This is a genomic window from Lentimonas sp. CC4, assembly GCF_902728235.1.
Taxonomy (GTDB): Bacteria; Verrucomicrobiota; Verrucomicrobiia; order Opitutales; family Coraliomargaritaceae; genus Lentimonas.
This window is the reverse complement of the sequence record NZ_CACVBO010000001.1, coordinates 1,239,781-1,253,120: the sequence shown is the minus strand read 5'-3', so window position 1 is coordinate 1,253,120 and position 13,340 is coordinate 1,239,781. Positions and strand designations below refer to the sequence as shown.

The following is a 13,340-nucleotide window of genomic DNA, read 5'->3' as shown; positions in this document are numbered from 1 at the left end:
TAATTTGCTATCAATCATCATCACCCCAGTGATCCGTCATTTAAAAGTTACCCTCTCCGCCGCTGCGCTACTGTTGTCGTCACTCAGCGCTTACGCACAGAACCGTGAAATCCTCGGCGAATACCGCATCGGCATCGTCGGGCGCGACCAAGGCGATGCCATTTACCAAGCCACCCACCTCGGCGCGCAACACGCCGCCCGCGAACTAAGCGAGCAATACTCGATCGACGTCGAACTCCTCGTCTTTACGCCCAACGTCGAGCAAGGTGGCAGTCAACAAGCCTCCCTCGCCGGCCTCTTTATCGAAGATGCCGACGGCTTTATCATCAGCCCAGATGAGCCCGAAGCACTGCGTTCCTCCATCGAATTTGCCCTCGAACAAGAACAGGAAGTCGTCTTTTTCGAGAACCAGATCGAAGGTATCAAGCCACTCGCTGCCTACGTTGCCGACGAAGTCGAAGCCGGACGTCTCGCCGCCAAAGCACTTCTCAAAAAACTTCCCACCAAAGGCCGCGTCGCAATTCTCGTGAGCGACAACCCTGATGCTGGCATGCAAGACCGCCTCGCAGGCGCACGCGAAGTCCTCGGCTACCGCCGCATTGAAAAAGTCGTGCCATGTGCGCCCGACTACCGCGCTGCGATTGAGACGATCCGTGCCACCCAAGAAGCCGACCGCAACGATCTGATCAAGGGCTGGCTCTTTCTCGGCGACTGGCCGCTCTTAGGCATGCCCGCACTCCCATGGGAGCCAGGCAAGTTTCCCTGTGTCGCCATCCAATCCTCGCCTTCGGCCTTCATGTATATCGACCAAGGCTATGTCGATGCGCTCATCGTCCACCCCTACTACGAATGGGGCAAGTCCAGCATGACCGCACTCGTCAACAAGCTCCACAAGCAGGAATCCCCCGAAGAACAAATCCAGCACAACGCGCCTCGCGTCGTCGATTGGCGAAACATCGAAACTTACCGCGCAAGCTGGAAGCAGTGGCTCAAGTAATCTAAGTGAAATAGACATTCCTGTCTGTCCACAACACGAAGCACAGGCAGGAATGCCTGTTTCACTTAAGCGCTCCGTTCACGGATTTTCAGCCTGATCTGATAAAAGTAAATCGCCTTCCCGAGCGCGAAGTGGAACCCCACCGCGCCGTCCAGAAAGCCGCCTTTCAGGACGTATCCACGAATGAAATACACGGGCGCCGCCCACCATTTTGCGAGATGACGATATTTTTTCTGCTGCCTCGGAGTGAGGACTGAGAGCGGAGGGTGGAGACTTGAAACCTGAGATTTTAGAGTTGAGATACCATCAGAAGACCGAACATCCCGATCCCCGTCCTCAGCCCTCAGGTCTCCGCCCTCAGGTCTCTGACCTGTCAGCTGCAGATAGCGCTCAGCTTCCCAGCTCGCATATTCATTATGCTTGGCGATGTAGTGATGCAGGCCACGATATTCATTATGCTCAATCGGTGCACGAATCTCACCGATCGCGCCTTCGAGCACTGGATGCTCATGGATCTCCATATCTAGCGCGCTCCACTGATTCTCCTCGATCCGTTCATACGCACCTGCACCCACACGGAAGAGCGCCAGCTTATTAAACTCATCCCCGTGTCTCAGTTGCTTGCCCAAGAACCATCGCTCATAGTTCAGCCAGAACCCGACGCACTCGGTATTTTGCAACACACCAGCCAGCTCAGCCTTAAACGCCTCAGATACGAACTCGTCGGCATCCAGAAACAACACCCACTCAGTGGTAAAGGTATAGGTCTGCAGCACCCAATTACGCTTCTTCGGAAATTTGCCATCCCACTCAAACACTAGAACCTCGGCTCCTGCATCCTGCGCCAGCTCGCAGGTCGCATCCGTGCTGCCCGAGTCCACCACCACGACTTTGCCGAAGCCCACCAACCGTCCGAGGCAGACAGGTAGATTCGTCGCCTCATTTTTGACGGGAATCACAACCGTGACGTTGGTAAGTTGCGCGTGTGAGGTAGGTGCTGACATTTTGATAGGTGAGCTCTAAAAATTCCAGAATACAGCGACTGGGTCAATTTCTAGTTTATTTGAGCACCTGAGTCATGATTCTCGTCAAATGCCCACTCCACAGCCCACCCATTCAGGCTGGCAGAAAAGGCTAACGTCGGCGTATCGTCAGCACAAAGGTGCCGATCAAAAGCGCCAAAATCACAGCAAATTGCGACGGTTCAGGAACCACCGTCACCTGATAGGAAGGCAACGAAATGATTGTATTCTCCAACGCATTGCCGACCTTCGCTCCCAAAACAAGGTCAACCGTCGCCGCCTCAAATAACAAAGAGCCGTCGTCATTCAAAAAAGACGTCACCGCATTGTCACCATAGAGGCGCTCCATGATATACTCCATGCCCACGAAGCCGGAACTACCCACTGACAACTTATGGTCTGCCGTAAAGGCACTACCGAAAGTATAGGAGACATGGGTATCATCCGCGTCCTCCAGATCCTCGTAGAAATAAATCTCATAGTGCGTCGGATCATTCGGCGCGCTGTAAATAAGATCGACTGGTGATTGATCAATGACCTCCCAATTCTGTTTTGGCGCATGCGTCTCGACCACAGTGTTTACAATCGGATCGGTCGCCAACTCCCACTCAATACGCGCGACCTTACCGTCCCCAGTATAAGCCCCCGTAAGCGTCACCGTATCTCCTAAATACTTAATTTGTGCATCTGAACTTAAGTTAGACTGGTCTGCCAAACTAAACACAATCGCTCCTGCTACTGTCGGAAAAAGTGACAGTAGGCAAAGAGTAGTAGCCTGTATGTAGCGAATCATGCGCGCCTATATGCATAGCTCTACGCACTTGAAAAGCACAAAAAATGAGGCCTACACCCTAGCAACGTCACGTTAAAGAGCCTCCAAACGATATCATCATCTGACTTGATTCTACGTTTGCCACTACAGCTGATTTCCCCAAAAGCTAGGCGCATTATGGCAGACGCATCTCAAAACTTTTCCGATCTCTTCATTCCCGATGGCGTAGTGAAGCCTGAAGCCTATGCGCGTTGTTCGCATCTCGCAATTGGCGCACATCAGGACGACTTAGAGTTTATGGCCTTTCACGGCATCAACTCCTGCTATGGCGACGACGGCCTCTGGTTTGGCGGTATCACTTGCACCGATGGCGCGGGCAGCGCGCGCACAGGGAAATATGCCGACCACAGCGATGATCAAATGAAAGCCACGCGACTCGACGAGCAGCGTCAGGCCGCTGAACTCGGCGAATACAGCTTCGTCAATCAACTCGGGTTCGCTAGCTCAACCATCAAAGATCCCGAGCAACGCGGCGCACTCGTCGATCAGCTCGAAACAATTCTACTGCAATCGCAGCCCGAAGTGCTCTACACCCACAATCCAGCGGACAAGCACAGCAGCCACATCGCAGTGTTCCAGGCCGTGCTCGAAGCGATCCGCCGCATCCCGCCGTTCTCGCGCCCAAAGAAAGTCTATGGCTGCGAAATGTGGCGCGACCTCGATTGGTTGAGCGACGAAGAAAAGGTCGCCCTCGACGTAAGCGGCAACACCGAACTCGCCGAAAAATTAAATGCCTGCTTCGACTCACAAATTACAGGCGGCAAAAACTACGGCGATGCCGTCATGGGACGCCGCAAGGCCAACGCAACCTTCTTCGATTCACACAGCGTCGACGTCATTGATCAGCTCTGGTTCGCGATGGATCTGACCCCGCTAGCGGAAGACGACACACTCGACATTAAAGAATTCGTGCAATCGAAGATCAAGCGCTTCGAAGACAGCGTGCTTGAGGGCTTAAGCTAAAAAGAGTAGTTAGAAGGTAGTAGTCAGGAGTTAGTCCCAGATCATCAGTTGTTTAAAATACAATAGAGGTTCGCCAATCTGGCGAGTCCCCAACATCGCATAAGTGACTGGCAGAGAAATACTAATGCCTAAGTTCTAATACCAACATGCGACTAAAACTGGTAAAAAGGTTTAACCGCAGAGATCGCTGAGTGCGCCGAGGAGATGGGGAGGGCTACGTGAAATGCTCTGCGTCAGCTCTCAGCGTGCTCTGCGATCTCTAGCGTAGCGGGCGGTTAACAAATACAGCTGAAAAGTATTCACAGTGGTCTTCCCTTCGATGGCTACATACTACCAGAAAATGTCAAAGGATAGTATTACTCCCGAATCTAGGCTTAAGCTAGACTCAGCTCTCAAGTCTCAGCTCTCAAGTCTCAGCTCTCAAGTCTCAGCTCTCAAGTCTCAGCTCTCAAGTCTCAGCTCTCAAGTCTCAGCTCTCAAGTCTCAGCTCTCAAGTCTCAGCTCTCAAGTCTCAGCTCTCAAGTCTCAGCTCTCAAGTCTCAGCTCTCAAGTCTCAGCCCTCAAGTCTCAGCCCTCAGCTCTCAGCTCTCAGCTCTCCCGCTGCCCTCACAGCTTCACCTGCACCGGCAGACGCTCCATAGGATCGACCTCAAAAAACTCTTCAGCTTTAGGCGGAAAGTTAAACATCCCAGCCACGATGTTTGAAGGAAACGTCTGCGTCTTGTTTCGATAGTCGCGCACATTGCCATTATAGAAACGCCGCGCCGCCTGGATGCGATCCTCGGTGTTCACCAACTCCTTCTGCAAAGCCAAGAATTGCCCATCTGCTTTCAAGTCGGGATACCCTTCCGCCAACGCAAACAGTCCGTTCAAACTCGAAACCAGCAATTTCTCCGTGGACGCCTGCTCTCCCGGCGAACCCGTATTTGCGCGGCATTGGTTACGCAACGCAATCACCTGCTCCAGCGTCTCGCGCTCATGCTTCGCATACCCCTTCGCCGTCTCCACCAAATTCGGAATCAAGTCATAGCGCCGCTTGAGCTCCGTATCAATATTCGCCCACGCGTCGCGGATATGATTCCGAATCGTAACCAGGCCATTGTAGGTCACGATCACAAACAGCAGCGGGAAACCGAGTAGAACAAAGAGAACAATCAGGACAGGAATCATAGCTAAGGAACTTTTAGGGCGAACCGTGAATGGACGTTTATAAATGCGAACTAGGACAAAAAACGAACTAAATCCCGAATGAAGTAATAAGCGTAATATGAGCGCAAATAAGCGGTTTAAAAGAATACAGAATTCCAGCCCGCCCGCTACGAATCAAATAAGTAATTCGGCATCAGGCCGCGGATCTTCTGCAGGCGGATAAAATTCGGCTTCACCCGTTCGACCGCCAGCCTGCCCGGAAATGTCAGCGCAAGCGTATTGCCATCCACCTCGATAACCAAATCCTGCTGCTTCATTAGATAGTCAATCATCTGTGCATTGCAGAAATCATACGCAAACTTCTTGTCCTGCGATTTCACCTTGTAGCGCTTCGAAAATTCCAACGACTCGAAATCAATATCATCAAACCCAAGCGCTTGTCCGATCTTCGAGAAAAAGCCCTCCCGCTCGATGGTCAGCTCAGGGAAGCGACGCGGTAGCTCCATCGTAAAAATCGAGAAGTGATGATGGTTGGTCGTGCGTCGCCCCTTGCTGTCGGTCGAATACGTCTCGTAGTGATAATCAAAAATGTTCACCCCGGCACCCTCGACCTGCCCCGATAGACGGTTATAGGCATACCGCTTGTGCCCGTCGTCCATGTGATCGAGAAACTGATACCGCTTCGCAAACCCAAAATCCTTCCCAGGGTAAAATCGAAAGCCCCATTGCTGCGCCAACACCTGAAAGGCCTCACGCCGCTTCTTCGCATGCAAGTGCCCCAAATAAGCAAACACCACGATCAAAATCGCCACGCCAATAAACATAAAAACCGGTAACACCATGAACACACTCAACCAGCATTAGCAAACGGTTGCAAGCATGGATCCCAGTGAGCCGCAGCAATAGAACGACGTCCCTCATACTTTTCGCTCCCGCATCTTCTCATTGGCGGTGAGTAATGCCTGCTTGGCAGTTTCAATGATCTCGTTGACCTGTGGCGGCAGTTTCTTGCGGTGGGTGGTGATCGCGTAAAACCGCTCCTTTACTTTAGGCACCTTTTCAATGCGTAAGAGTTTGCGCTGCGAGAGCTCAAACTGCACGCCGATCTCGGGCACAAGTGCGAGGCCTGCGCCTGAGAGGGAAAGCATTCTTAAAAGCCCGGTATCGTCGACTTCGGCTTGCACCTGCGGCTTAATGCCAGCGCGAGTCATCAATGCATCAAAATCCATACGGGCCGATGTTCTTGAAGATGGTAAAAATACTGGGATGCCCTCCAGCCACTTTGGAAATTTGAGGTCCGGAATTTTGAATGGTGGTCGGCCGACCAGATAGACCGGCATCTCTCCAAGCAGATGAGCATCGAGCAGATCCGTATCCATCTCGCTTAACGGTAAATTCGATAGAACGATGTCTAGTTGATGCTTCTTTAACTTATCAATCAGCTCCGAATAATCATTCTGAATGACTTGAGCCTTCGTTTCGCCTGCCATCGCCAAAGGACGTAAAATCTCAAATTGCAGCACCTTTGAGAGTGGACCGGTCGTGCCGATGCGCACCGTTTTAAGATCTGGGTGATGTTGGCTCGCAAACCACGAGCGCAACTCATCGCCCATATCAAAAATATCTTCTGCATATTCGAGCGCGGTTTGCCCCGCTTCCGTGAGCACGAGCCTACGCCCTTCGCGATGAAACAACGGCGTGCCTAAAGAAGTCTCTAGGTCTTTGAGTTGCGCACTGAGAGTCGATTGAGACAAACCTAGCGCCTCAGCGGCCCGATTCACACCGCCTTCACGCGCGATGGTTCTAAAGTAGAGAAGGTGATGATAATTGAGCCATGGCAGTTTCATATGAAAAAACTATATATCGATTAAACCGAACGAAAAGACCTAAAAGATCTATTATTCATATGATTCGTTTTATGGCAAACTGTGTGCATGGAAAATAACAGAAACCACACAGACCCGCGCCTCCTAGATCTGGGCCAAACTAGCCTACGATCAAAATGGAGACGCTTCAGTAAACTACACGCGACACGAGGCGTCGCTCAGGTTCGACCGCCCCCGGCGGATGGCCGCGGCGAAAGCCTTCACATTAAAGGTTAGCGCGAATAACAGCGCCAACGTATGTAAGCCAGCTTGGGAAGCGTTATGAACTTCCAAGGCTGGCTTCCTCATTGGTTCGTTTACCGAGGGACGATTTCGTGTGATCGACGAATCCATATATTGCTCAGGCACCGAATCGATCGACTGTTTCCCTGAAAGCACCCAACACGGTCAACTGCGGCTGAAGCACGCAGCTACCGACCGAACTAAAGCGGCAGGATGCCGCTGCTACTGTCACCCGTTCACCTGCGGTTAAACCATTTTCGAGCTGTGAACCTGCCACTCCGAAAGTAGACAAGTCCGACAGATGTCGTTTAGGACGTGGGCCGCTACCGTTCAGGTTCGGAGAAAGGATCGTCATCGCCATCATCTGGTAGAACAACTGCCACTCCGAAGGGTGGGTTTACTTTGAGTTCACGCAGATACGCCTCGCCCGGCAGGTCGTAATCAATCTCGCTACAGGGAATCGACCATAAGCGAATTTCAGCGTCCTCTCGACTGGCATCGCGCTCGTAGATATCGGCGAGATAGTGCTCAGCCAAGCTATTCATACTGTTGCTCAATTCTTCCGCCTGCCCTACCATCGGCACCAAACGCGTGGACACCTGCGGCGGCAGTTGAACGCCATTTGCTTTTAAGTTGCTCAGAAATCCATGCTCAAATTCTTGAATGATGCTTTCATAGTCATCGCGATAGGCACGATAGCAGAAGCTAAACAATGTCTTGGCATTGGTGAAAAGCACCCACGACAAATCATCCTCAAAATGAATTTGCTCAGCTCGCCAAACGGACCACCAGTCCGCAGGCAGTGCCAACTCGACATCCTCAGGCAGGTTCTCCGGATTCAGCCCAAACTGCTCCTGAAAGGGTTCACTCACATATAGGTAGACTGTCAGTTCTTTGTCAAAATTAACGGGTGCAATCATCAGTCATCACTCCTCCAACGCCTCTGGACTTCGGAGGCTTTTCTTTTGTTCGGATGCAAGGCGACGTTCGACCTTTTTAACGTCCTCCGCAGCGGGCAATGCCTCAGGTCGAATGCCACGTTCGATCAATGTAGCACGGACGGCCTGGTTATTCGTGACGTGCTCGTTCGAAATTTGCGGCTCATCACGTATCTCATGCGCGCGGGCGTTGTGAATCGTAATCTCAGCCGCAAAGTCTTTGGCCTTTAAAAGTATAGTCGGCGCGAAGTCTGCGAGTGGACGCTTGTCGGGCACGTTCCAAGTTTCTTTCATCGCTTGGGTGGGCCGACCGAACAATGCCACGTCTCCTTTACTGCGAATCTTTGCGAAGTTTTGTCCACCGCCAGTCAATTCGTCGATTACAGCGGAGAGCTCCTTTTCGGTCTGCTTCAGCTTTTCGCGCGCATTCACGCGCTCGGACTCCAATAAGCGTTGCTCAATCAATTCGGCCTTACGGGTCTGCACCGCAAAGTATGTCTGGGCGAACGCAATCTCCTGCTTCCGCGGATCGCCATTCTGTGCGATCAAGTAGCAGGCGTAGCGGGTGAGCATGATGTCGTCGATTTTCCGAACGCTCCCCGATCCTAAATCGACCATTTTCCCGACGTCGGCAAAATGGTCCGAAGTTGGATGACCACTGATTTCGCAAGCCGTTTTTCCTTTAGACAGGACATTGAGAAAATTATCCCACTTCCCATACCCAAGCAAATGCTGCAAGTCGCGAGCGAGCCAAAACTCCACGCCACTCTCCGTCTGTTGCGCGTGATCTTCGAAAGTCCCCGTTAAGCCATGAATCAGTTCGGTATCCATGCCAATAAAAGTATACATCTGTTCACCTAGTGCAATTATAAACTCAGTTCATCTCTAAGAGAAAAGAAGCCGCAGCACCCTACAGATCGTCGCACGAAAGCTATTCGTGCTAGGCATTCAGAGCTAAGCACTCCCAAGACATCATCCTAGATTCGGCAGTTGGCATGGGCTCTGATTCTTAAACCGTTAATGGACGTTAATTAACGTCAATCCAGCCCACTGCCAAAATGGACAATGAGATAATACGCCATTCCTAGTTAGAGACGTCACTCAAGTATTTAAGCAGTATGTATTTAGAACCTCTGATTAACGTCCATTAACGTTTATTAACGGTTCAACTCATTTTTTAGGTTCATGGAGCGAGCCGCTCTAGCGCTGCCGCCGCGGGATCGCTGCCAATGGACGCGGCTTCTTCATAAGCTTTGACTGCGGCTTCAATGTCGGCGTTGATCACGTAAACAGGCTCTCTGCAAGAAGCCAGGTCGAAAGTGCTTTCTTCACAAACGGAGCCTGGTCCACCACAAGTAGCGCAGTGCAAGTCACGGAGGTCTCCGAGCTTCGTGAACGGCGCTTTTGATTCTTAGATTTGGAGACTTTAGGCATGGCCGCCAAAGGTCTAACTGGTGCAGATGCCGATCAACCTGAAACTCACTTCGCAGGTGACTTTACTCACACCCTGGAAACGGCACGATCACGTCGTCCGTATCATCGAAATCGGCTCCGAAGGGCGGGTTCGCCTTCAGCTGCTTGAGATACTCATAGTCTGGAAATATCTCCTTCAATGAGCTACAGGGACGGTGCTGCAAGCGACGCTCGATCTCAGCGGGCGGCACTGGCCCATCAGGACACGATGCAATCGCCAGCGCCTGGCCTTTGAGCTCCTTCATCGTCCCGACCAAGCGACGCGGATTCCCACGAATCAGGCGCGTCTGCGTCGAGACATTGGAGGGTAGTTGCAAGCCCTGCGCTTTTAGTGAGCTGAGAAACGCGCCTTCAAACTCAGAGACCAGCGCATCAAAGTCGTCGCTAAAGCCGTGGCAGATGAAACTGAAAAATGTCGCCGAATTGGTAAACAAGACCGCGTGCTGTTCGCCTGACGGATCGCTGGTTAAAATCTCGCAGCGCCAGACCGACCACCAGTCTTCGGGCAATTGATAGGTCGTATCTTTATAGACTGCCTCTTTAGCGATATCGAACTGCTGCTGCACCGAGGCGCTCAGATAGAGATACAAGTCGAGTTCGTCGGTAAAATCAGTTGGTGCAATCACAGTTTCAAATCCAGCATACTGCTCACGCTCAATCAACACATCAATGCGCTCGACTGACGACACTACTGTTCCACGCTAATTGTTCCACGAAAAATCAAACGATAAAGAACAACACGTTTCCCTAGATAGACAGAACATACAGACCGTTCCACGAATAATGTTCCACAAAAAAAACACTCAACGAACGACCACTGAAGCGCGAAGCTCTAGAGAGCTGGCATCCGAAAGGGACTTGCGAAACAAGACCTCGACCTAATACCTTAAGCTCTCAGCCAAAATGCCAAACTCTGACAACCCACCCCCCGCTTTATCCATCAAGGGCCTGTCGCTTCGCCGAGGCGACAAGACCATTCTGAAGGATGTCAATTGGAGCGTGCTGCCCGACGAGCACTGGGCAATTCTCGGAGCAAATGGTTGCGGCAAGACGTCGCTCCTTGCGGCACTAACAGGCTATCTCAGTCCGACGACTGGCACGATGGAGTGCATTGGTAGGCATTACGGAAAATCTGATTGGAGCGAAATGCGAAAGCGCATTGGCATGGTGAGCAGCAGCTTAACAAGGCGCGTGCCTGCGGATGAACCCGCGATCGAAACCGTCTTAAGCGGCGCCACCGCACAGCTCGGTTATTGGACTCGTGAACAAAGCGTGGATCCATCCAAAGCACTCCGCTGCCTCAGTCAGCTCAAAGTGCGTGCACTGGCAGACCGTCCATGGGGTATACTCAGCCAAGGTGAACGCCAAAAGGTATTCATCGCCCGCTCTCTGATGGCTCGCCCGAAGCTCCTGATCCTCGATGAGCCTTGCGCAGGGCTCGACCCCGTCGCCCGCGAGCAGTTCCTAGAGAGCCTACAGACACTGGCTCTACGAAAACGTGGCCCGCGCTTGGTTCTGGTCACGCACCACATCGAAGAGATCTTCCCTGAGATCACCCACATCTTACTGCTGAAGGATGGCAAGGTCTTGGCGCAAGGCCCCAAATCCGAGGTGCTCAACTCCGAGAATTTGAGCCAGGCCTTCGGCGCTCCATTGCAAGTGCGACGCAATCATAAGGCTGATCGCTGGAGCTTGCAGCTGAAAGCCGAGTAAGTCTTGCCGAACAAAGCGGCGGTGCCATTCAAGCATTGCTGCGTGCACACTGTTGGCCATCTTAGTGAACGATGAAACGAATCCTGATGACCCTCGCCGCACTTATCAGCCTAAGCGCCCTTCACTTATCTGCAGCAACGACTGCCGAGCCAGCAGAAGACAAAAAGCCATCGTGGTTTGAGCGCATTTTTAGCTCAAAAGACACGCCTAAAGAAGCGAAGCAAGCAACTGAAGAGAGCAAGACGGTCGCTAAAGATGCGGAAAAGGATAAAGAAGCCGATGGATCTGACGACAAGGCCTCGAAAAAAGAGAAGCAGGACAAAAAGCCCGCAAAGGATCTAAAGTTCTCCAAAGAGGACAAAGAAGTGCTCGAAGACTGGCAAAAGGGCAATGCCAGCTGGAAGAAGTCTAAGAAGAAGCTCCCTCCCGGCCTACAAAAGAAGGTCGACCGTGGCGGCGAACTGCCTCCTGGCTGGAAGAAGAAGCTCGAAGTCGGCACTGTGCTAGAGCCGGAAGTCGACGAGGTGGCGAAACCATTGCCCGAAGAGATTCTCGCACGCCTACCCGATATCCCGAAAGGCACTGAAATTTTAGAAGTCGGAGGCAAAATCATCCGCGTCATTGAAAGCACCCGTGAGATCGTGGATATTCTCGATGGTTTCGGCTTAGGCGAGGACTAGAGCAGCAGCGAACTTGCGCGAGCAAGGTCGACCACTGCACGATAAATCGCTCCAAAACAGACGCGACTAGCGGCGCATCGCTACAACTGATTATCGGTTAAACACCGCGTAGCGAACTTGCGCGAGCAAGGTCGACCACTGCATGATCGATCGCTCCCAAGCAGACGCGACTAGCGTCGCATCGCTACAACTGATTCTCGGTTAAACACCGCGTAGCGAACTTGCGCCAGCAAGGTCGACCACTGCACGATCGACGCTCCAAAACAGACGCGACTAGCGTCGCATCGCTACAACTGATTCTCGGTTAAACACCGCGTAGCGAACTTGCGCGAGCAAGGTCGACCACTGCACGATCGATCGCTCCATTACAGACGCGACTGGCGGCGCATCGCTACAACTGAATTCTCGGTTAGAAACCGCGTAGCGAACTTGCGCGAGCAAGGTCGACCACTGCACGATAAATCGCTCCATTACAGACGCGACTAGCGTCGCATCGCTACAACTGAATTCTCGGTAAAAAACCGCGTAGCGAACTTGCGCCAGCAAGGTCGACCACTGCCAAGCCAGATCGCTCCATTACAGACGCGACTAGCGTCGCATCGCTACAACTGATTCTCGGTTAAACACCGCGTAGCGAACTTGCGCCAGCAAGGTCGACCACTGCCAAGCCAGATCGCTCCATTACAGACGCGACTAGCGTCGCATCGCTACAACTGATTCTCGAAATTGGCGATGAACCAAAAAAAGCCCCCGTCGTAAAACGGGGGCTTTTGATTCTTAAAAGGTTAATGACTGGAAATCACTCGCTTAGTGCGAGCAGCAACCGCCTTCTTCGCTCTTAGGCTCGTCGGAGTTGCAGCATTCGCCTTCGCCCTTTGGCTCGTCGTTGCAGCAGCCACCTTCTTTGCCTTCGCCACCGCAGCAACCGCCGCCCTGGTGAATGTGGCCGTGTGCGATTTCTTCTTCAGTCGCAGCGCGAACTTCTTGAATTGTCACGTTGAAATTGAGGTGCTTGCCTGCAAGCGGGTGGTTGCCGTCAACTGTGACTTCGTCACCTTCGACTTTTACAACACGAACCGAGACAGGGCCTTGGTCTGTGTTAGCTTGAAACTGCATGCCAGCCTGGAGGTCTTCGACGCCTTGGAAACGATCCTTAGGCACCACTTGCTCCAATGCTGGATTTGGCTCGCCGTAGCCATTTGCTGGATCAACGCGCACTTCTGCGGTTTCGCCTGCTGTCTTACCCACAAGCGCTGCTTCGAGGCCTGGGATGATGTTGCGATGTCCGTGAAGATACACCATTGGTTGTCCAGGCTGTGACTGATCAATCAAAGTTCCTTCGTCGTCTTTAAGAGCGTAGTCCATTGCGACTACTGTGCCGTCTGCGATTTGCATATTCTGTAATATTTGTGGTTTCTGCGATATTGCGGAGGTGAAGCAGTAGTCAATATGCCCCCCTCGTCAA

Annotated in this window: 14 protein-coding genes; 4 read left to right on the top strand and 10 right to left on the bottom strand. The window is 52.2% G+C overall.

Annotated elements, in window-relative coordinates; translation table 11 throughout:
• Nucleotides 1-4 precede the first annotated feature (4 nt).
• A complete protein-coding gene (locus GZZ87_RS05510) occupies nt 5-997 on the top strand; it encodes a substrate-binding domain-containing protein (protein WP_162025523.1) in 993 nt (330 codons plus the stop codon).
• Nucleotides 998-1,062: 65 nt separating this feature from the next.
• Here GZZ87_RS05510 and GZZ87_RS05505 read toward each other — a convergent pair whose 3' ends face one another.
• Complete coding sequence (locus GZZ87_RS05505; protein ID WP_162025522.1) at nt 1,063-2,001, bottom strand: glycosyltransferase family 2 protein; 939 nt, start codon at nt 1,999-2,001, stop codon at nt 1,063-1,065.
• Nucleotides 2,002-2,131: 130 nt separating this feature from the next.
• Nucleotides 2,132-2,734, bottom strand: coding sequence for a hypothetical protein (locus GZZ87_RS05500; protein ID WP_162025521.1), 603 nt, complete (start codon nt 2,732-2,734; stop codon nt 2,132-2,134).
• Between the two features lie 234 nt (nt 2,735-2,968).
• Here GZZ87_RS05500 and GZZ87_RS05495 point away from each other — a divergent pair, with 234 nt between their 5' ends.
• The gene (locus GZZ87_RS05495) at nt 2,969-3,814 is read left to right on the top strand and encodes a PIG-L family deacetylase (RefSeq protein ID WP_162025520.1); all 846 of its coding nucleotides are present in this window, start codon (nt 2,969-2,971) and stop codon (nt 3,812-3,814) included.
• A gap of 606 nt (nt 3,815-4,420) precedes the next feature.
• Here the strand turns inward: GZZ87_RS05495 and GZZ87_RS05490 are convergent.
• From GZZ87_RS05490 to GZZ87_RS05465, 6 genes are all read right to left on the bottom strand, one after another.
• Entirely contained in the window at nt 4,421-4,984 is a 564-nt protein-coding gene (locus GZZ87_RS05490) for a LemA family protein (RefSeq protein WP_162028266.1), read from the bottom strand.
• A 146-nt stretch (nt 4,985-5,130) separates the two neighbouring features.
• On the bottom strand, nt 5,131-5,805 hold the full coding sequence (locus tag GZZ87_RS05485; RefSeq protein WP_162028267.1) for a hypothetical protein: 675 nt from the start codon (nt 5,803-5,805) through the stop codon (nt 5,131-5,133).
• A gap of 75 nt (nt 5,806-5,880) precedes the next feature.
• A complete protein-coding gene (locus GZZ87_RS05480; RefSeq protein WP_162028268.1) occupies nt 5,881-6,810 on the bottom strand; it encodes a LysR family transcriptional regulator in 930 nt (309 codons plus the stop codon).
• Nucleotides 6,811-7,394: 584 nt separating this feature from the next.
• Nucleotides 7,395-7,991 carry a hypothetical protein gene (locus GZZ87_RS05475; RefSeq protein WP_162028269.1) on the bottom strand — a complete coding sequence of 199 codons (597 nt, stop codon included), beginning with the start codon at nt 7,989-7,991 and terminating at the stop codon, nt 7,395-7,397.
• Nucleotides 7,992-7,997: 6 nt separating this feature from the next.
• A complete protein-coding gene (dinD, locus tag GZZ87_RS05470; RefSeq protein WP_162028273.1) occupies nt 7,998-8,840 on the bottom strand; it encodes a DNA damage-inducible protein D in 843 nt (280 codons plus the stop codon).
• Between the two features lie 665 nt (nt 8,841-9,505).
• Nucleotides 9,506-10,171, bottom strand: coding sequence for a hypothetical protein (locus GZZ87_RS05465; protein ID WP_162028270.1), 666 nt, complete (start codon nt 10,169-10,171; stop codon nt 9,506-9,508).
• 214 nt (nt 10,172-10,385) lie between these two features.
• Here GZZ87_RS05465 and GZZ87_RS05460 point away from each other — a divergent pair, with 214 nt between their 5' ends.
• Nucleotides 10,386-11,195 carry an ABC transporter ATP-binding protein gene (locus tag GZZ87_RS05460; RefSeq protein WP_162028271.1) on the top strand — a complete coding sequence of 270 codons (810 nt, stop codon included), beginning with the start codon at nt 10,386-10,388 and terminating at the stop codon, nt 11,193-11,195.
• A 71-nt stretch (nt 11,196-11,266) separates the two neighbouring features.
• Nucleotides 11,267-11,875 carry a hypothetical protein gene (locus tag GZZ87_RS05455; RefSeq protein ID WP_162028272.1) on the top strand — a complete coding sequence of 203 codons (609 nt, stop codon included), beginning with the start codon at nt 11,267-11,269 and terminating at the stop codon, nt 11,873-11,875.
• 273 nt (nt 11,876-12,148) lie between these two features.
• Here GZZ87_RS05455 and GZZ87_RS05450 read toward each other — a convergent pair whose 3' ends face one another.
• Entirely contained in the window at nt 12,149-12,346 is a 198-nt protein-coding gene (locus GZZ87_RS05450; protein WP_162071429.1) for a hypothetical protein, read from the bottom strand.
• A 336-nt stretch (nt 12,347-12,682) separates the two neighbouring features.
• A complete protein-coding gene (locus GZZ87_RS05445) occupies nt 12,683-13,270 on the bottom strand; it encodes a peptidylprolyl isomerase (RefSeq protein WP_162026041.1) in 588 nt (195 codons plus the stop codon).
• Nucleotides 13,271-13,340: the final 70 nt, after the last annotated feature.